The organism is Legionella anisa (genome assembly GCF_001467525.1).
Classification (GTDB): domain Bacteria; phylum Pseudomonadota; class Gammaproteobacteria; order Legionellales; family Legionellaceae; genus Legionella; species Legionella anisa.
Genome location: NZ_LNXS01000054.1, coordinates 148,490 through 167,761, shown reverse-complemented (window position 1 = coordinate 167,761; position 19,272 = coordinate 148,490). Strand labels below are relative to the sequence as shown.

The following is a 19,272-nucleotide window of genomic DNA, read 5'->3' as shown; positions in this document are numbered from 1 at the left end:
TAAAAAACAAGCGAGGGTATCATTTTGTTATAGGGACAGCAAGTTTTGATTTTACTCATATTTTTCATACTTATGGCTATGGTTAAGTCTGTTGACCCTAGTCTTGGAAAAAAATAATCAACACATCATGATGAAAGCCGTTTCACATAATATAACTTAAGGCTAAAAATAATGATGAGGGATCTGGTTGAAGAAAAGGATTTTTTTAATTCCATAAGTATCGAAGAACGTCTCTCTGACACATTAGAGCGGCAATCAATACGGTTAAATGCTTTGGATTTACAACGCGGTTTCATCATGTTATTGATGTCCTTTTCACATTTCCGGGATTATTTTCAACCACTTTATTATGTTAATAGTGACTGGAACATATCACCTGTCTGGCGAGGCACCAGTTGGGTTGATTTAATGCAGCAAATGTTTATTTCCACAGTAGTTGCCGGTGGATTTTATATGATGATGGGAATAGGGGTTTATTTACTTTGGCAGAATCGAATTCGCAATGGAGCTTCCGCAAAACACGTATTTTACTATCTGCTTAAACGAGGTGGATTGTTAATCGTGTTGCAGCTTACGTTATTACAGGTTTTTGAAATAGTGAGCTTCGGAAAAATTTATTTTTATATGGGTGTTTTGTTAACTCTAGGGATCTGCATGATTGTCGCCGCAGGCTGCATGTGGTTAATTCAAACATTAAAATCAGTGCCACAATTAAAAAATTGGTCTTGGGAATACTGCATTCCTTTGTTATTTGTTGTAATTATTCCATTAAGTATGCAGTTGTATCTTGGAACTTATCATTCTGACGCTCAAGTTTCTTTGCTTCCCGCGTTCTTTTTTATTAGCGGAGAATATCATTTTGGGGTGGATGTCGATATTAATTTCACGCCCATACCTTGGTTTCCCGCAGTAGCCTTTGGGTTAATGATAGGTCATCTGTTGCAAACAAAAGGAAAAGACGCCTATAAGACAATAGGTCAAATTGCCGTGGTGTTGCTGGGTGCATGGTTTACTTTACGTACTGGAAATTTATTGGGTTGGTTTTCTTTTGGTGATTACAAACCGGTTGCGAGCACAGATGCTATAACATGGGCTTCTTATTTTTGTCTCTCAAAATATCCACCAAGTTTCGAGTATTTTTTATGGTCATGTGGCTTAAATCTTTTGGGTATACTGGCGTGGCATAAAGCAGAGTTTTTTTCCCCAAGACTGATAAAATTTACGCAACCGTTGAAGGTATTTGGTCAATGCGCCTTGTTTTTCTATTTGATGCACTGGTTTGTATTTTATGGATTATCCTTGTTCTTTCAAGATAGCTCTTCCGCTCCTGTTGTTATTAGCTGTTGGTTATTGGGGATAGTTATTCTTTATCTATCATGTATAAGTTATCGCAAATTCAAGTTACAAAAACCGAAAAATTCTTTATGGCGTATGTTTTAAATTGTAGCTTGATGAACGCTATTTTTGGATATTGTGTTTAATAAGCTTATCAGCTTAAGATAACGATTTAGCAGTTTTAAAATACCAAACGCTTATTGCTCAACAAGTGGATTTATAATGCACTCAGAAGAAGAAATATCAAATAAAATATCAAATGAAGAGAAGCCAATCCTCTCTGATATAGAGCTACATGTCCAAGCGAATCAGTATATAAGTGAATTTAATCAACTGGTTTTTCAGAATCTTCCTTCCGTAATGTCACAGATTATTGAACGGGAAGTTTGGAAAAAAAGAAATAATCCTTATAAAAACTTTGGGGAATATGCCCTTGATAAATCATCAGACGGCCTGGGTATTACTAACAATGAAATGTTGTGGTTATTGCGGTCTGCTCTGGATGTAAATATGCAGCATGTTGCTCATTGGGGTGATGTGCTTAGTATGGTGGATAACTGTGTCAGGGTGTATGCAAAGGAAAATAAAATCTCTATTAAAGATTTGAATAATGACCTTAGGGAGCAAGATAATACGAATCCTAATTTGTATCAGGAAAACAATATTACGTATTTACCCTCTCGTTCGAGATCTATTGATGGGCAACTTTTGAAGTTAAAAAAGAAAGATCCCCTTGCCTATGAAAATGTAATACAAGGAAAAATAAATATAAACGATGCTTGGGTCAAAGTTCCTAGAAAACAACAACAGCCTATTGAAACAATTAAAAATAAAATTTTTAACTTGTCTAAATCAGATCGAGAAGCTTTTTTGGAGTGGCTTGAACAAGAAAAAGAGAACCTTCTAAGTTAGGATTCGTATATTTTGCAGGACTTAGTGGCTATCAATCAACCTAAAAATAGAGCAAGCGTAGGTTGGGTCATTTTTGACCCAACAAATTTAAGCTTAGCAAGTGTAGCCTTGACGCATGATAAAATTTCTTCTGGAAAGTTAATGCATTATCATCATACATTATTGGTCAAAATTAATGCTGATGATGCGGCAATATTATCTGGATTCATTGCAGTTGTTTGTTTTGTAGTCTCTTTATTGAACATGCCGATTTGTGCAATTAGACCCTTTTCAAGTGGTAATTCTGGTTTAGCAAGCTGTTCTTTACTAATTTGGGGAACAGAAAAAGTATCTTTCTTGCTCGTAGAGGCGGGATCCACTCCTTGAGATTTAAGGTGTTCCTTTTCATCATTAGGCAGAGCCAAGTATGCTTTAATCTCATTTTGCCATTCTTCTTTAAATGAGCCATCGTGCAGAAATTCTTCGCCATATTTCTCTATGAGAGTATAAAACGCACACCAATCTTTTCTTCTACCACCCTGACGATTGATTCGATCATATAAGCTAATGAAGGCTTCTTTCGGTGGTAAGACAGGAATTCCCTCTTTTTCTACAGCGACTATATAGTTAGCCCCATAATCGTCTTTATTGAAGAGCTGAATTGTTAAATCTGGATTTTCTTTAGTTGTATCCATAAAAGTACAATCATAAACCAATATATTACCACGAGTAACTACTTTATAAGGTGACCCCGTTTTTTTCAGATGCTCTCCTAAACAACGGATTAGCCGATGAGCTAGTCCCACATTCGATACAAGGATATCTATATCAGCAGGGTTATCTTTTTTCTGAAAATCGACTCCGTGGAGCAAAAGTCCCATACTGCCTTGAACAATAGGTTTAATTTGGAACTGTTTTTCCGCCTTTTTGTCGTAAGTCGAAAAAGTAGACGTAACTATAGTAGTTATTTTTTTTAGATATTCTGTTGAATGTGGGGTAATAATTACAGGGGAATGATTATTTTGCTCACTTATTAATTTGGGGTTTGAATTTTGGGTTTGAGTATTTCTCTTCGTTCGGCTATTTCTCTCGATTTTTAAATGCATTTTTTACACCTGACATATTGCTTGTTTGTGTATATTAAGCTCTTAATGTTAACGAATTATTAAGTCGGTGCAATACTTGTGCATTTTATGGGATTTCATTATTTATTTGAGAAAAATTGTTGATGTGCCAGTGTGGAAGGGAGGTTACATAGAGAGCGACGTGGTTGATTGTCAATACAAATAACTGTACTATTATTGACACATTTATGTTGTGGGGGTACTCAATGTTCAAATGTGTGGAATATAAAGTGGTATCAGGAAATAGATATCATTTAAATGCCGCCGATGAACTGCTGTTAGAGCAAATTAAAAATAATACATTCGATGAAGAAGCATTTTTTAGACGAATGAGAGTGTCCTGTAATCTTAATTTAATTATTAAACTGGCCAATATAAACCCAATCTTTAACTCACTCTGTAAGAAAGACATCTACAATTCCTTATGGGAGCAACAATACTGTTTATACGGACTATATTTATCTGCCTCAGAAACAACTCAGATTGTTTTTTTGTTACATAAAAATGTAGATATGTTCGATTTATTACAAGGGGCTTATTTTTTTCACAAGGCACAACAAGTGAAAAAACAACAAGACCATTTTTCCTTAGAGGAGATTTTCTGGTTAAAAAAAGCAATCACCTTTAATTCGGTACACGCTGTTCAGCGATATAATCACTATCTTTACTCCAAAATTGAGCAATTTCAGCTGGATAGCGAATATTGTGACAAACTATTAAAAGAAGCGATAGAAAATTGTAAAAGCTTACTTGAGCTTTATGGAAGCTATGCTTATATGATGTTGGCAGAAGCTTATTTTCATTATGCCAATTGGGCTATTCGAGAGGATAATCTAAAGGGAACCTCCGCTTCTATCGACGCTGCAATAAGATCTTGTGATTTAGCTCAAACTTATTTAGACGAAAGTCAAAGCTCTATCCATAATGCAAGTCTTGGTAAAGGACTAGAGGCGAGTAATTCATTTGAAATTAGTGAGCCGCTACAAGCAAAAACACTTCTAGAAAATTGGCTTAATGACCAACAGATTTCAAACCAGGGATCTATGAAACTACCTTGACTATTTGATGTCCTTCCTGAGACATAGCAAGCGTTGGTCGGGCCCTTTACCCGTGGCTTTGGTCCGATTGAAACTGGTGAAGTTGGATAGTTACTTCACAAAAGGTTTTGGGGTAAGGATATGCGAAACAAGACTAATGATTAATCAACCTAAAAATAGAGAAATTATGAAAAAAGAATTAATTAATAAGCAAGAAATTAAACTAATTGGTTTGACGGCAAGAACAAATAATAAAAATGAAATGAACCCACAAACTTCTAAAATTGGTGAATTAGCGGGTCGTTTCTGGAGTCAAAATATAGCCAATCAAATACCTCATCGTGAAAACCCGGGTGTGACCTTATCTGTTTATGCTGAGTATGAGAGTAATGAACATGGTGATTATACTTATTTCATTGGGGAAGAAGTGAGCTCGTTTGAAAATATGCCGGCAGGATTGCAGCGATTAACGATACCTGCTTCTAAATATCAAAGATTCACCACCTCATCAGGAACAATGCCTGAGGTTGTTATTAATGCTTGGCAGCAAATTTGGAAAATGACATCAGATGATTTCGAGGGTGAGAGAGCCTACTTTGCTGATTTTGAAGTATATGATCAGCGAGCCGTTGATCCTGCTCATACGATTTTGGATATTTATATTGGGATTAAGTAATCGCAATCAAAGCATGGAGCTAATAGGCAAGGTTATGCTGCAAATGGTTCATCTATTTAAATCTATCGGTTCAATATTCATCTAATCCATCACCTGAAAGAATACCGGTGTGGTTAAATCGAATAAAAAATCAGGGTAAATCTGGAGCAATAGCACCAGTAGAGATTTTATATGAGACCACATTGCAAGAAGGTCAGGATAAAGTTGATCTTAAAAATGGTTCGGCAATTATTAGCACTAATGGCCAAGAAAAATCAGTCAACTTCCATCATTTTAGTAGGGGCAGATGGCGCCATCCTCCACTCTGGAGTTAGTTAATCCAAATCTTCACTATATACTCCCACAGCACCCAACAATTTAAGCTAAATCCAATCCTTTTTGTGTTTGAAAATCATTATATTTTTTAACCCTCTCTTTGTTAATAATGCGGTAATAAATTATTAGTATAATAAATAAACCATATGTTCTTTTTTTTTGGTGGATTAATTTATGCCTGGTGATTATGGTTTCGATGAAATTAGTACAAGTGAAGATGCTACCGCTGCATGGGAGTCTTTTTTTGGTCGTTTTTTCTCACCGGAAATTCCAACGGGTGTTGACGTAACTTTTAATCCGAATTTACCTAAATTTACTCCAAGAGAAAAGCCAGAGGCTAAATACAAACATCCAGGATTCAGAGATAAAGAGAGCGGACTACTCCCTTTAGATAAAGATAGAACGCTACATTCTGATGATTTCGATGACTTTTTAAATGGCAATGTAATAACTATTCCTGAGCATATCACTCTTACCGCAGAAGGTTTGGAGGAAGTTGCACAAGCGATTGAACTTGGAAATTTCGATGATGAGTCTTTAAATCAAGAAGAGCACACTTTTTATGCATTGTGGCTCTTTAAACAAAACAGAATCTCACGCCAACAAATGACGACGATACTCACTAGAGCTCAAATCCCAAAAGAGTATCCTCCACAGGCATTTCATATTTTTGATGAATTTGGGAGCTTTACCCAAGAAGCTCGTCAGTTATACCTTCCAGCTATGAAGAAAGCTTTATTTGGTGAACAACTTACTGAGGAACAAATTAGACGATTTCTCTTGCTTATTTCAACGGCACCCAAATCAGAGCAAGTTTTCTTTATTTCAAAAGCCAACCCCAACATTATTTCCCCAAAGGATGCTGATCCTAACCGCCCCGCCCAACTAGGAGATTCTATGCTGAGAAATCGTTCTTGGCATAGAGTAACATATAAGGGGGAACCGTATGATCTGCAATTCTCTTTCGGTCTTATTGAAGCACTGCAAATTGCTAGGTATGGAGTCAATGGAGCTGCCGCTAATCGTGCAAAAATGGGCACGGTAAAAATTGATGCGGTCAAAGAGGGAGTTGAGTTTTACTATAGACCGACCGCAATTAGTATGCCAGGTAGTGGTGTTGAAACAACTACAAAAGGAATCCATGGGTATGAGGATACTCCAATGCCTGTAGTAACAGAACATGATGTATATCATGCAAAAGTACATAATACAATCAGGCCTGAATTTAATATGATGTTGAATCATATGAATCAGATCATTGCGAAACATACGAAACAAAAATGGTCAAAAACAATGTGGGAACTAGTAGACCGTGAGTTTCTTGATTTTACATATCGTAAAATGGATTTGAATTTAGAAAATGGCGCCAAACTGTTCCAAGAGTTGCTTCATCGTAAAGGTAAGGACTCAGCATATATGTTCAGGAGCGACGATCCCCCGCAGTTAAGTGATGATGGATTTGCCATAGTTTGGAATATGGTGAATGATGAAAATAATGTTTGGAAAAATCTTTATAAAGTGGATATCGATCGTTTGGAATATCCATACGATATATTAATTAAGCAAATAAAGGATTTTAAAAAGGTACTTGACGGTATGTATAAGAACAAGGAAGAAGGTAGTCATCATAAACATACCGAAATACTTACACTTAAATATCATTTTTTTAGGGTAACCTCTACCACTGAGTTTGAAAAAATTTCCAAGCTACTTGATGCACTTGGAGATAGGTTAATCCTTGAGAAAGGTCAAAAAACCACGGATAAAGATCAAAAATTGGTATTTGGAAAATATTCTAAAGGAGAGGATAACAATTTAACCATACTTAAATTCAAAAATTTTGGAAAAGAAATATTAATTGGTGAAAGTTCAGTAAAAGACTTAGTGCCTACGCTGGTTAACATGCAGCTTATTTCTATGTTTGGGGCGAAGGATACTAATGCGGTAAAAGAAGAATTGCAAAAAGTGTCTAAAGAATTCAAAAGTACTTATCATAATAGTGCATTCTCAAAAGATACACTGGATAACTCAATTAAAACTTTCTCGTCTATGACTGACAAACTAGATTTTCTTGAGGCATGTTATGAAGAAATAATTCATTCAAAAGGATATACCCGACGACACGCCTTTGCCGATAATCTATTTAGTTTTTTTAAAAATCCATTAACTACATCTCAACGGGAACATATCATTTTATTAAAAGAGAAACTTGATGAATTAGTTGCTGAATATCAAACATCAAATGATTTAAGCCCAGAAAAACAGCAAGAACTGCAGTGGTATATGAAAAATCGTGGCTCCAATCTCGCTCTTTGTAAGACTGATCGGCTGTATTTACATCTGGACTCCACTGTTCCTTCTGCCAATAAGATGTGAAAACCACTAGGGCTTGAAGCTAGGACCAGCCCGCCTCCAATACATCATTTATGGCGAGGAGGATGACAAAACTGTTTCTCCCTCTAAAGTAGAGCTACAATTGCGCTCAAGAATACACTCTTCACTCAAGCTCGCATCAAAAAATCTTAGCCCGGCTTTAGGTTTGGGAGATTTTTCGGATATGGGTAATAGAGTATTATTTTGAAGTGCATCTGGAGTATGGCCTTGAGTCGTTTTTTCTATCAATGGTTTCTCCATCTGTGCAGGAGATTGAGTCGATTTTTTTCTATTAAAAACAGTAGGCCAAGTAAAAGCTATCGATACGAATACTAAAACGATTGGAGACAATATTGCCATGGTAATGGTTAATGCAAATTTTTCCCCTATTGCTTCTCCCAGCGTTTCACCAATATGAATTCCGCTTCGGATTCCACCGGCAACAGAATAAGCAAGAGAATCACCTATTAAAGCAAATAATTTGAGCATATTGATGGCTCCATGCTTTATCCTTTGTGCTTGTGTTTGGTTTTCTTCTGGTGGTTGATATATTGATTCAAATTTTTCTTTTAGATCGACATAGGTTTTCGGGTTAAAGACTTTATATACTTGTGAAAAAGTATTAACAATCATGGTTGTCGAAGTACATATCATAGCAATAACATGTGCTAAAAGGGTACCAGGAGTCGCACCTATAGCATTAAAAAGCTTATTAATCCCTGATACAGTAGTAAACCATGTGAGCGTCGCATAAACAGCTAAAAAGAGCGTACTTACGACGCCTAATAAGACACATCGCAAAAGACCATAGGGTTTTTTATAATCTTCAATAAAAAGATTTTTAAATCGTACATAATTTTCACGTATGCCTACAGCTTGAAACGAATAAAAAGAAATCGCTGCAATCACAGATAACCCAATCGTAACTGCCAAAACTACAGGGTTAGAGGCGAGCAGACCTGCCCCCAAAAAAGTGAGAAGTCCTACGAGACCCGCATATCCAGAAATGCCCGCAGAAATACATGCCAACAAGGTCACGATACCAAAAAATAATTTCTGACCTCTATCGGATATCGTTTTTTCTTTTATATTTTCTTCAAGGGTTTTAAACGTTTTTTGTTTGCTAGGTTGAAAGCCAGCGCTATCAAGCATGGCTTTCCCACGACTTAATAAACAAACTATTCCGTTACAGCAGGAAAGTACTATCGCTAAGGCGAGGCCAACGCCAAAGGGAGCTCCTAAAGTAGTTAATAATCCAAGGCAAAAGACCATACAAAGCGCCATAGAGGTAACGACTTTGCCAATGACTAATGGCACTCCTTTTAGCAGCCTATTTCTATTTTGAATGGGGGTTCTTGTAAATTCTTGGCCTTTGCAAGAGTAGGTAGCAATTTGTAAGACCTCTTGCTTGGCTAATCTTTTTCCACCCGAAAGTATCTCACCCCACTTAAAGGTAAGGAAACTCCAAACATAATGGGAAAACGGACGTTCTAGAAGATCTGTTATTCGAAGATCCCCATTTAGAATGGCTTGTTGGACTTTTTGCGATTCTTTTTCAGTAAATTGATATTGGTTGAAAGAAGCAATCATCCAATCTTTTTGAGTACGAAATTTTCTTTTTAAGACCATTATGACTTCAGGGCGTTTATAAGCGGCAAAGTCGATTTCTTCTTGTTCTAATAAGCTAACTAATTCTTTCATTACGACAAATCCCTTTTTAATGCAAATTGTGTAGCTTATTTATAATTTCACAAGAATTCCATTTAAATTTTTAAATAATTATCAATAGATATGATCCCGCTATCATTTTCATTAGAAATGATTTGACATACTTGGCGAGTTACATTCTAATCTTATTTTTTTATCATGATGATGGACAATCATGCCATTTATGACTTTTCTAAAACCAGCTCCTTATCTTAATGAAATTCAGGATAAAACCATTGTTGAACGGCAATATCGTTATTGGCGTATTCGCACCTTTTATGCAATGTATATAGGCTATGTTTTGTTTTATTTTACGCGAAAAAGTTTTACCTTCGCGATGCCTGCATTACAAAGCACCTTGGGGATGACGAAAACTGAACTGGGAATGATTGCTAGCATTTTGAGCTTAAGTTATGGCATCAGCAAATTTTTGAGTGGAATTCTTGGCGATAAATCAAATCCTCGTTATTTAATGGCGATTGGGCTAATTTTGACAGGTATTTTTAATATTTTATTTGGTTTGTCTTCCACCTGGTGGTTATTTGCTATTTTTTGGGGATTGAATGGTTGGTTTCAAGGGTGGGGATGGCCAGGATGTACTAAATTATTAACCCATTGGTATTCTCAATCCGAACGTGGTCGTTGGTGGAGTATTTGGAATACATCACATAACGTTGGTGGTGCGTTAATTCCATTGATTGTTGCTATGTGCGCGCAATATTTCGGCTGGCGTTCAGCCATGTTCGTGCCTGGGGTCATCTGCATTTTAGGCGGTATTTTTTTGATCAATCGCTTAAGAGATACTCCGCAGTCGCTTGGTTTACCCTCGATAGAGCAACATCGAAAAGATTTTTCTGGTTTATCAAATCACCACCAAGAAAAAACAGAACTCTCAGTCAAAGAAATTCTTTGGAATTATGTGTTAAGCAACCCATATATTTGGATACTGTCCATTTCTTATTTGTTTATTTACATTGTTCGAACGGCCATTAATGATTGGAGCATGATGTACTTAACGGAAGTGAAGGATTATTCCTTAATCACAGCAGGTAGTTGTGTCATATGGTTTGAGGTTGGTGGTTTTTTTGGAAGTCTGGTGGCCGGCTGGCTTTCTGATAAAATATTTCAAGGGAAACGCAATCCAATCAATGTGCTTTTTACTGCAGGTGTATTTGCTACGTTGTTGCTGTTTACGTTGACTAGTGGATATACACCATTCCTCGATTCTTTATTTCTTTTTTTCTTTGGTTTTTTTATCTTTGGACCACAAATGATGATCGGTATGGCGTGTGCGGAGTTATCGCATAAAAAAGCAGCGGCGACTGCAACAGGCTTTGCCGGATTTTTTGCTTATTGTTTAGGCGCTGTTCTGGCTGGAGCTCCTTTGGGTGCAATTATCAAAAATTACGGCTGGGATAATTTCTTCCTCACATTGTTTATTTGTTGCTTGATTCCATTTTTTATGATGCTGCCACTCTGGCATGTGAAAGACCGTCCAAGGTATCGTAAATCAGAATTTTCAGGAAAATCTGAGTTTGCGTAGCCCGTATTAGCGAAAGCATAATACGGGTCTTCCATATCGCCATTTCTCATCAATTACCCCCTGCTTAATGCCAGCCTAATCCTGCAGCTAGCGCACAAAAAAGGACAACAATCCATGCTTGAATACGCCAAAATTGCAATAAGAGAAAGGCGCTTATTGCTAATAAATAATCATTCAACGAGAAAATCGCACTTGTCCAAACAGGTTGGTAAAATGCAGTTAATAATAAACCTACCACGGATGCATTAATTCCCAGTATGGCTCTTTGCATGGAAGGATGCTCACGCAGATTTGCCCATAAAGGCAAGGCTCCGATAATCAATAAAAATGAAGGTAAAAAAATAGCAACTAAGGCAATGCTCGCGCCAAGCCACCCATTTGGAGTATTTGTCGACACAGCTCCAAGAAAGGCTGCGAAAGTAAAAAGAGGGCCAGGTAATGCTTGTGCGGCACCATATCCTGCAAGAAAAAGAGAATTATCGACCCAGCCATTCGGAACAACTTTGGCTTGTAACAGAGGTAAAACTATATGCCCCCCACCAAAGACTAAAGAGCCGGCACGATAAAAAGCATCAAATAACTGCAAAGAATAACTTGCGATATAAAAAGACAAAATCGGTAACAAAGTGAGCAAAATAAAGAAAGTAAGCAACACGATACCCCCTGTTCGCCGACTGATCCTAACAGTCAACTCACTGGTAGGTAGTGATTTTTCAGGTGAAAGAAAAAATAAACCAAAAAGGCCGCCAAGAACTATCATTGCTACTTGTCCACTGGCATAAGGGATGATGCTTGAGCCAATACAAGCTAATACGGCAATGCTTGCTCTTATTTTGTCTGGACATAAAGAAACGCTCATTCCCCAAAGTGCTTGAGCAACAACCGCTACGGCAACTACTTTTAATCCATGAATCCAGGGAGGATTATCGTGAATGCCCATCTTGATAAGAGTGAGACCAAATAGCACCATCAGCAACGCAGAAGGTAGGGTAAATCCAAGCCAGGCAACGATGGCACCACGGACACCGCCCTTTGACAGGCCTAGTGCAATACCCACTTGGCTACTCGCAGGGCCGGGTAAAAATTGGCATAATGCGACCAAATCAGCATAAGCATGGTCACTTAGCCATTTTAATCGGCCTACAAATTCATCACGAAAATAACCAAGGTGTGCTATGGGCCCACCAAAACTGATGCATCCCAGTTTAAGAAAAATCAGGAAAATTTTCGTTACTGTTACTCGTTCCTTTCTATACTCTTGGCCAGTCAAATGCTTTCTCCATATGCCTAGAAATTTATATCCTCTCTTCTACTGTATAAGAATGGCTGTTTCGAATAATTTAATTTCAAAAAGAAAAGTCTATAATAAACATATCATTAAATGATGAACATACACAGAAGCTAATCTCTTCTTCCTACTAAATGATTATTTTAAAGGGTCGCTGTTATTTTCATGGCAATAATAGAAAGGAATGTAAAGCAAGCTACGCTCGCTAAAGCAGGGGGATAATATGGAAAGACCCAAAATAGGACTAGTACTTGGCAGCGGGTCAGCACGCGGCTGGGCACACATAGGCGTTATCCGTGAGTTAGCAAATATGGGCATAAAACCAGATCTGGTTACAGGCTCATCCATAGGTGCTGTGGTCGGGGGGGCTTATGCATCAGATCACCTCGACGAATTTGAAGAATGGATTTTCACACTTAGACGTGTGGATATTCTAAAATTATTAGATGTACGCATAGCTGGTGGCGGTTTCATCCAGGGTAAACCTCTTATGATTGCCATCGAAAAACGCATTGGCAATCCTAATATCGAGGATCTGAAAGTTCCCTTTGGGTGTGTTGCAACATCGCTCTCGAATGGAAAAGAGCACTGGTTGAGAAAAGGTTCCTTACTCGAGGCTGTGCGAGCATCCATTGCACTACCTGGAATTTTTGCATCTATTGCTTTAAAACACGATATTATGCTGGATGGCGGTCTAGTCAATCCTGTACCTATTTCATTAGCACGTGCTATGGGCGCCGATTACATCATCGCTGTTAACTTAAATAGTGATCTCGTCGGTAGACATTTCTCCCCCCATGACTGCGATGTTGCAGCCGACAAACAAGAAAACAAAAAGAAATTGGAATATGTTGAAAAGAATGATCCAAACATTGCTAAGTGGGCGTTCAAGCTGAAAGATGACTTCGATATTAGACTCGATTCATTTATTTCCTCGCTGCGTAAAAAGAAAATTTTTGAACCGGGTCTCTTCGACGTTATCGCTGGCTCCATTAACATTATGCAGGATCGAATCACCAATTCGCGCATTGCAGAGGATCCGCCCGACGTTCTCATCACACCGAAGCTCGGTTATATCGGTCTTATGGAATTCGATCGCGCTCAAGAAGCTATTAGCGAAGGTCACGAAGCGACTCGTCGCATGAAAGGCAATCTGGAAAAGCTTAAGAATAAATCATAATTTCTACTGCACAAGTTGATTATTTATTTTGTATTATTGATTAGTGTAACTTTATCGTTTAGTTACTCTCCACCTTATTAACTAAAGATATATCCGTCTGCCCAAGTGTATACAGGTGGTTGAAATGGGCCTTTAAAGCAACCCTTAGTGTTGGATAACAATAATACTCCAACTCATATTCTTTAACGGTTTTCTGTACGATTCTTGCGATTTTAGGGTAATGAACGTGACAAATTGTTGGAAAAAAATGATGCTCTATTTGGTAATTTAAACCGCCAATAAACCAGGTTAATAGACGGTTATTAGGTGAAAAATCGGAAGTGGTTTTTACTTGATGACTAGCCCAGTCATGTGCAATATTACCACTGTTATCGGGTAATGGATAATCTGTATTTTCAATGACATGTGCGAGCTGGAATACAACCGCTAGAATGATTCCAGTTACAGCATGCATGACGATAAATCCTATTACCCACTGAAAAATATTAATATTTAGAATCATCATCGGTATAACAAGCATATAACCATAGTAAATAGCCTTTGAAATGATTAAAAACCTCAGCTCTTTCGTATATTGAGCTTTTGACTTAATTAGGCCCATTGAAAAATATCGCTTTAGTTGGGCAAATTCTTTATGTAACACCCATATTAGAGTCGTCAAAGCGTACAAGAAAATGGCGTATAGGTGCTGAAATCTAAATATAGATTTTTGTTTATCATGTGGACAAAAACGCATAAACCCATAAGGGTTTAAATCCTCATCAACGTCATGAATATTTGTGAATCTATGATGAAGAACGTTATGCTGTAGCCGCCAGCATATTGGATTACCACCTATTATCAGCACATATATTAACGTACCCCACCATTTATTAATCTTTGGTGAGGAAGAAAACGATCCATGGATACAGTCATGCATTACCCCCATACCTAAGCCCGCTATAGCTACTCCCATCGTTGCGGCAAGTAGAAGCATTGATATGGAATTAAGGTTATATGTTAATAAAATACCATATGGGATAAATAGCAAAGCCAACAAAACAACACTTTTTATGACTATTGTTTTACCACCATATTTAGAGATACCTAAACGGCTAAAATAGTCATTTACTCTTTGTCTAAGTACACCATGCAGGTCTGCTTTAGGGAATTGAATCATAGTTTAACACTTATATTTTGACGAACGATTTCATTTGAACCAGTTTTTACCTGAGTGTCAACATATTTAATAAAGATAGAGTATTACTCTTTACCATCGGTTTTGGTTACCTCGAAAATTCTCTTTTTTTCTTGCTGCGCTAACCAGGATAGTTCTTTCTTTTAGTTCCTTTTCATCCATGTTTAAAGCTTTTATGGCACTTGAATTGGATGAAAAAGTAATAAATGCAAAGCCTTTTGATTCACCAGTATATCTATCAATGATGATTTTAATATCATCAATAGAACCAAATTCTGAAATGCCTCTTTGAGCTCTGTTTCTCGTAATAACACCTTATGATTATTGGAGTGATGAAAGGCGATGAAAATCCCATCCTAAACATATTCAGGGTTGTTTTTAGCATTAGCCTTTACGGTGGTTAAGAAGGTTTGACGGCCTTGTTTATCAGAGTATGAATTAATTCCAATTAACTTTTGATTACATGAATTGCATAATCTATAGCAGATAAACTTTCCTTCGTTCGTTTTGCATTGTCCTTGTAAGGAAAAACTATCAGAAGTTTGTAAACAGTAATGGCATATTTTAGGGCTCATAACATTCCTACCTTAACAGTCAGCTTCGATTCAAAATGACTAAAAGGTAAGTGATTGACTCATAATTATGAAAATTGAATCACATGTAATAGGCAAGTAAAAAAGAAGGGTGGATACAAAAATTTTTATCCACTTGGTTTAATTATATCATATTTCTAATATAAATAGTATTTGTCAATGAGTAAAAGGGGCATCTGCTGAAAATCTGAATTGTCCGGATGAAGTGCTGAAACGACAATTTCTGAAGTCGAGTTGCATCGAATACTTAAAAAAGAAAAATGAAAAATGCAAACAATACGCCTTCCTTAAAACAATTATATGAGCTAGCGGACTAATTGCGACCAAAATAATGTTAAATTTCAATTTAAAAAAAATTACGCAAAACCCATTTTTGAAACCATTGTAAAGACCTCCCTCAGTATAAATATAATTTGCTATATTCAAATATAGGTGTTAATGTACTTCTATGGCTTGAGAGAAAGCCGGTTTTGCACATTACTAATTCCACGTTGTTTACCTAATTTACGCGCTATTATCAATAAAACTATCTTTTTCATCTTCCTAAACAGCTTAATATTTAAGCATATTTATAATTTTTTTCAGGTATATATTATGTCAAAAACAACAACTGGTACGGTTAAATGGTTTAATGAGTCTAAAGGTTTTGGTTTTATTGAACAAAGTACGGGGCCAGATGTTTTCGCCCATTTTAGCTCTATAGTAAGTAGTGGCTTTAAAACATTAACAGAAGGTCAACGTGTAGAGTTCGTCGTAACTCAAGGTCAAAAAGGCCCTCAAGCTGAACAAATCGTTTGCTTATAATTTTTTATAGTAACAAGCAACCTAGTGTCGTGAGCCCCGATGAAAACGGGGCTTTAAACGATTTACTTTCGCACAAAATTTCTTTTCATCGCCTCTTAATCCAATAGCAATGAGTTGAATATTTTTTGTGTGATAGTCATTTTATTGGGGTTACTGTGGCTATTATGAATCTATGTTAGAAAGAAAATCTATTGAAACTGTTCTCTAACTATTCATTATTATCTTAAATTTTATTTGTATATATTTATTTTTAGCCAGTTTAGTCACTCCATCCTATAAGTATAAGGATAATATTATGTCAAATATAAAGACAGGAACTGTTAAGTGGTTTAGCAAATCGAAAGGTTTTGGTTTTATTGAGCAGGACTCAGGAACAGACGTATTTGCTCACTTTTCCTCGATCATAACCGATGGTTTTAAAACTCTTATTGAGGGGCAGAAAGTAGAGTTTGTTGTAATCGCTGGAGATAAAGGGCCTCAAGCAGATAATATAGTTATAAGAAATTCATTAAGTAGTCCTAGCTATCCTTCTGCCAATGGGGGCTACTTCTCTAGGGCTCAAATGTATTTAAGACGACTTTTCAATATGTCTAACTATAGCAACTTAATCGCTATTTTTAAAAAATAGAAATGCTATGCGCAATTTACGCTTGCGCATAGAAGAAGTTAGAAAATAGATTTATCGATGAGTGAAAGGGCTGAAGGCCTCGAATTACTAATCTCGGCCACGACTGATATTTTAAAAGGTTGTTGAAATGCGTTTGCTTTTGCAGATTCTTTTCTAACCATATTCAGTTCAGGTTGAGGCTTGAATTATAATTTCTAGAAATAGATTCAACATTTTCCTCATTTGCTAATATCCCTATAATGCATAAATCAATTGGGTGTAATGTACTTAAGTAGTTTTTATAACTGAGGATCTCTTTAATAGGCATAGGAAACGTAGTTCTTTTATTTCTCAGCACAAATGAGAGCAAATGAGGGTCAGATCTTGTCTTTTGTTTTAAGGTAGTGAAAAGCACAAGGCAAGATCTGACCCTCTTGCTGTGTGCTTAAGTTTATTTGAAAGGTGCGATAGTATAATTTCTAAGATAAAAGTACCTGTAAGATTTAAAATACATGGTATCATTCAAATTTTATAATTTTTGTATACTTATGTGGTTTCCTAATATAGATCTAGATAAATGGGTATCAATTTTCCCCCGGTTAAAATATGAATGTCCAATATTTTGCTTATGTGGACTGGAGTTATCTGGTTTTAAAGCATTTGTCACTCAGAATTGGGTAGGAATTATTAGTGAAAGATGTGAATGTGGTATGGAAGGTTCTTCTTGTAGCATTCCTAGAAACAGAGATTATTCTCAAAAAATCAAAGATAAGATACACCATATTTTTAACTACTCTTTCTAGAGCGCGTACATCTAATACCGTTTAGCTCGTTTTTTAATAAAAATGAGGCAAAACTATTATCAAAGACACCCTGATTTTTGAAATATTCTATGTTTTCTCTACTACGTTGGCTAATTTTAGTTGAACGAACGTGAGCTTTTAAAGTAGGTTCCTGAAACATGGGAAATGTATCTTGGTTGCTCGTGAATTTTTTATTACCTAAATCTAAAAGTTCTTCAACAATTTGAGGTATCAACTCTTCTGTAATATTGCATTGAAAATGGCGATGGATAGTCAAAATTGGTGATGTGGATTTTTCTAATTCAACTTTAATGAAAAAGGTAAATCCTGACTTACCCCAAGTTATACTGCCATGGATTCCTATGTGATTATCATGAAAATTTGGAACTAATGCTGCAAATTTTTCTCCTTGAATAGTATCAATATTTTTGGAATCAATTCGATTTCTAACCCATCCTTTATTTATTTGTTTGTAAGCTGAATAAAACATTGCAATTTCAGGGAACTTAAGAAGTTGATTTGCCATGATAAATAGTCCATTTTATCCATGATTGATTATATTATAGACAATTTATTTGATGCTTAAATTTAGGCTGGCTTATTGATGGTTTGGGATATTTGTCTTTAGCATTTTTATGCGTAGTTAAATTATTCTTTTGGTTGTTAAGAATAAAGGCTTGTTCCTTATTGTTGAAATAATTACGGTGTTGAATCTGCTTCACAGGAGAGAAATTCAACTCCGACGGCTTCGGCATATTTATCTAAGATACCTAAATAAATTAGAGAAGTACTGTAATCAAGTGAGTTATTTTTATTCTCTAAATAGGTTGTTAAAAAAGTAGCCGTTATTTGATTAAAAGTAACAGCTGTCATACTTGCAGGCTCCACTAATCCTGAGTTAGATGGGCCTGCTAGTAATAAATCATTTTTTGCTTCAGACATCGCAAATAAGGATTTCATATCGCTATAATCTGCGTGGACATGCTTACTTGCAAGTTTATAATTATGAGACCATTTGCTCATTCCAACTAGCTCACGCAGTTTTTCTAGCTTACTAACTCCAGCATATTTTTTAGCCCATTGGTAATACTCTTCACCGTTAGTTATTAAATTTTTTAACTTAATTGCTGCATCTAATTCTTTTTCATTATATGGTTCTAAGTTCATTTCTAAAGCTGTTTTCTGATATTCCTCCATACCTTCAACTGATTTTACTATTCCATGTCTTATATAGTCTTCTGCTGCTTCCTTCCCATATTTCTTAATAACTAAACAAGTAATGAAGATTTCAAACAAAGTTCGCCATCTGGCTAATGCTCCATCTGCATAGCCATTTTTTAATAATACGATTATCTCTCCAGTGATACGACATGCATTAGCATGATGTCTCATTAATACACCAAGCAAAGAATCAGAGACAAACTGAGGATATTTTAAAAATTGTTTTTGAAATTCCATGCCAGCTTCAAGGGATATTTGTCGAAGCATTTCTAATTTATAAAATCCTGATTGCCAACGTATGTAATTTCGTTCAACAAATTGCTTATTATCATTATTAATGGAATCGATTATTTCGACTTCGTTTGAAGTGATTAAGCTTGATGCCCTATCAATTATCAAAGAGATTAAATCGTTTCCATCTAATTGAGAAGCTTTATCACCTATTTCCTTAATAATCATTTCAATCAGTTTGTTGAATATAGTCATTAGATTACCTGGTTATGGTCCATTACTTATTATAGAGGTTAACTAGAATTTATCTTAAATCATAATCAGAGCTGAGTATTTTATGATTGATTTCGTTGCTTGCTGAAGCCTA

16 protein-coding genes and 1 pseudogene are annotated in these 19,272 nt (G+C 36.2%); 10 read left to right on the top strand and 7 right to left on the bottom strand.

The window, feature by feature from the left end; all coding sequences use genetic code 11:
- Positions 1 to 171 precede the first annotated feature (171 nt).
- Together Lani_RS17240 and Lani_RS17235 are read left to right on the top strand one after the other, a co-directional pair.
- Positions 172 to 1,440, top strand: coding sequence for a heparan-alpha-glucosaminide N-acetyltransferase domain-containing protein (locus tag Lani_RS17240; protein WP_019234136.1), 1,269 nt, complete (start codon positions 172 to 174; stop codon positions 1,438 to 1,440).
- Positions 1,441 to 1,557: 117 nt separating this feature from the next.
- Complete coding sequence (locus Lani_RS17235) at positions 1,558 to 2,247, top strand: hypothetical protein (RefSeq protein WP_019234137.1); 690 nt, start codon at positions 1,558 to 1,560, stop codon at positions 2,245 to 2,247.
- 152 nt (positions 2,248 to 2,399) lie between these two features.
- Here Lani_RS17235 and Lani_RS17230 read toward each other — a convergent pair whose 3' ends face one another.
- Entirely contained in the window at positions 2,400 to 3,332 is a 933-nt protein-coding gene (locus Lani_RS17230; RefSeq protein WP_019234138.1) for a hypothetical protein, read from the bottom strand.
- Positions 3,333 to 3,556: 224 nt separating this feature from the next.
- On the opposite strand from Lani_RS17230, the gene Lani_RS17225 reads away from it, so the two are divergent.
- From Lani_RS17225 to Lani_RS17210, 4 genes are all read left to right on the top strand, one after another.
- Positions 3,557 to 4,408 carry a DUF5630 domain-containing protein gene (locus tag Lani_RS17225; protein WP_019234139.1) on the top strand — a complete coding sequence of 284 codons (852 nt, stop codon included), beginning with the start codon at positions 3,557 to 3,559 and terminating at the stop codon, positions 4,406 to 4,408.
- Between the two features lie 166 nt (positions 4,409 to 4,574).
- Positions 4,575 to 5,063 (top strand): GyrI-like domain-containing protein, encoded by a 489-nt coding sequence (locus tag Lani_RS17220; protein WP_040522805.1) that lies wholly within the window; start codon positions 4,575 to 4,577, stop codon positions 5,061 to 5,063.
- Positions 5,064 to 5,170: 107 nt separating this feature from the next.
- The gene (locus Lani_RS17215) at positions 5,171 to 5,377 is read left to right on the top strand and encodes a hypothetical protein (protein WP_019234141.1); all 207 of its coding nucleotides are present in this window, start codon (positions 5,171 to 5,173) and stop codon (positions 5,375 to 5,377) included.
- A gap of 175 nt (positions 5,378 to 5,552) precedes the next feature.
- Complete coding sequence (locus tag Lani_RS17210) at positions 5,553 to 7,754, top strand: hypothetical protein (protein ID WP_019234142.1); 2,202 nt, start codon at positions 5,553 to 5,555, stop codon at positions 7,752 to 7,754.
- 48 nt (positions 7,755 to 7,802) lie between these two features.
- Here Lani_RS17210 and Lani_RS17205 read toward each other — a convergent pair whose 3' ends face one another.
- On the bottom strand, positions 7,803 to 9,452 hold the full coding sequence (locus Lani_RS17205) for a hypothetical protein (protein WP_019234143.1): 1,650 nt from the start codon (positions 9,450 to 9,452) through the stop codon (positions 7,803 to 7,805).
- A gap of 181 nt (positions 9,453 to 9,633) precedes the next feature.
- Here Lani_RS17205 and pgtP point away from each other — a divergent pair, with 181 nt between their 5' ends.
- Positions 9,634 to 11,001 carry a phosphoglycerate transporter protein PgtP gene (gene pgtP, locus Lani_RS17200; protein WP_019234144.1) on the top strand — a complete coding sequence of 456 codons (1,368 nt, stop codon included), beginning with the start codon at positions 9,634 to 9,636 and terminating at the stop codon, positions 10,999 to 11,001.
- Positions 11,002 to 11,065: 64 nt separating this feature from the next.
- Here pgtP and chrA read toward each other — a convergent pair whose 3' ends face one another.
- Positions 11,066 to 12,271, bottom strand: a complete 1,206-nt coding sequence (gene chrA, locus Lani_RS17195) for a chromate efflux transporter (protein WP_019234145.1) — start codon at positions 12,269 to 12,271, stop codon at positions 11,066 to 11,068.
- Between the two features lie 241 nt (positions 12,272 to 12,512).
- Between chrA and Lani_RS17190 the strand changes: the two genes are divergently transcribed.
- The gene (locus Lani_RS17190; RefSeq protein WP_019234146.1) at positions 12,513 to 13,469 is read left to right on the top strand and encodes a patatin-like phospholipase family protein; all 957 of its coding nucleotides are present in this window, start codon (positions 12,513 to 12,515) and stop codon (positions 13,467 to 13,469) included.
- A gap of 58 nt (positions 13,470 to 13,527) precedes the next feature.
- Here Lani_RS17190 and Lani_RS17185 read toward each other — a convergent pair whose 3' ends face one another.
- A complete protein-coding gene (locus Lani_RS17185) occupies positions 13,528 to 14,628 on the bottom strand; it encodes a fatty acid desaturase family protein (protein ID WP_019234147.1) in 1,101 nt (366 codons plus the stop codon).
- A 90-nt stretch (positions 14,629 to 14,718) separates the two neighbouring features.
- A complete protein-coding gene (locus Lani_RS21245) occupies positions 14,719 to 14,928 on the bottom strand; it encodes an RNA-binding protein (RefSeq protein ID WP_396426821.1) in 210 nt (69 codons plus the stop codon).
- 905 nt (positions 14,929 to 15,833) lie between these two features.
- Here Lani_RS21245 and Lani_RS17180 point away from each other — a divergent pair.
- Positions 15,834 to 16,043, top strand: coding sequence for a cold-shock protein (locus Lani_RS17180; protein WP_019234150.1), 210 nt, complete (start codon positions 15,834 to 15,836; stop codon positions 16,041 to 16,043).
- Between the two features lie 295 nt (positions 16,044 to 16,338).
- A pseudogene (locus Lani_RS20985) lies at positions 16,339 to 16,539 on the top strand (cold-shock protein); the annotation flags it as partial.
- Positions 16,540 to 17,436: 897 nt separating this feature from the next.
- Here Lani_RS20985 and Lani_RS17170 read toward each other — a convergent pair.
- The gene (locus Lani_RS17170; protein WP_019234152.1) at positions 17,437 to 17,979 is read right to left on the bottom strand and encodes a hypothetical protein; all 543 of its coding nucleotides are present in this window, start codon (positions 17,977 to 17,979) and stop codon (positions 17,437 to 17,439) included.
- Positions 17,980 to 18,152: 173 nt separating this feature from the next.
- Entirely contained in the window at positions 18,153 to 19,160 is a 1,008-nt protein-coding gene (locus Lani_RS17165) for a DUF5677 domain-containing protein (protein WP_019234153.1), read from the bottom strand.
- Positions 19,161 to 19,272: the final 112 nt, after the last annotated feature.

Excerpts from the sequence above, each read along its gene's own strand:
- Lani_RS17240 (WP_019234136.1), top strand. The coding sequence starts at position 172 with ATGATGAGGGATCTGGTTGAAGAAAAGGATTTTTTTAATTCCATAAGT.
- Lani_RS17235 (WP_019234137.1), top strand. The coding sequence starts at position 1,558 with ATGCACTCAGAAGAAGAAATATCAAATAAAATATCAAATGAAGAGAAG.
- Lani_RS17230 (WP_019234138.1), bottom strand. The coding sequence starts at position 3,332 with ATGCATTTAAAAATCGAGAGAAATAGCCGAACGAAGAGAAATACTCAA.
- Lani_RS17225 (WP_019234139.1), top strand. The coding sequence starts at position 3,557 with ATGTTCAAATGTGTGGAATATAAAGTGGTATCAGGAAATAGATATCAT.
- Lani_RS17220 (WP_040522805.1), top strand. The coding sequence starts at position 4,575 with ATGAAAAAAGAATTAATTAATAAGCAAGAAATTAAACTAATTGGTTTG.
- Lani_RS17210 (WP_019234142.1), top strand. The coding sequence starts at position 5,553 with ATGCCTGGTGATTATGGTTTCGATGAAATTAGTACAAGTGAAGATGCT.
- Lani_RS17205 (WP_019234143.1), bottom strand. The coding sequence starts at position 9,452 with ATGAAAGAATTAGTTAGCTTATTAGAACAAGAAGAAATCGACTTTGCC.
- pgtP (WP_019234144.1), top strand. The coding sequence starts at position 9,634 with ATGCCATTTATGACTTTTCTAAAACCAGCTCCTTATCTTAATGAAATT.
- Lani_RS17190 (WP_019234146.1), top strand. The coding sequence starts at position 12,513 with ATGGAAAGACCCAAAATAGGACTAGTACTTGGCAGCGGGTCAGCACGC.
- Lani_RS17185 (WP_019234147.1), bottom strand. The coding sequence starts at position 14,628 with ATGATTCAATTCCCTAAAGCAGACCTGCATGGTGTACTTAGACAAAGA.
- Lani_RS17180 (WP_019234150.1), top strand. The coding sequence starts at position 15,834 with ATGTCAAAAACAACAACTGGTACGGTTAAATGGTTTAATGAGTCTAAA.
- Lani_RS17170 (WP_019234152.1), bottom strand. The coding sequence starts at position 17,979 with ATGGCAAATCAACTTCTTAAGTTCCCTGAAATTGCAATGTTTTATTCA.
- Lani_RS17165 (WP_019234153.1), bottom strand. The coding sequence starts at position 19,160 with ATGACTATATTCAACAAACTGATTGAAATGATTATTAAGGAAATAGGT.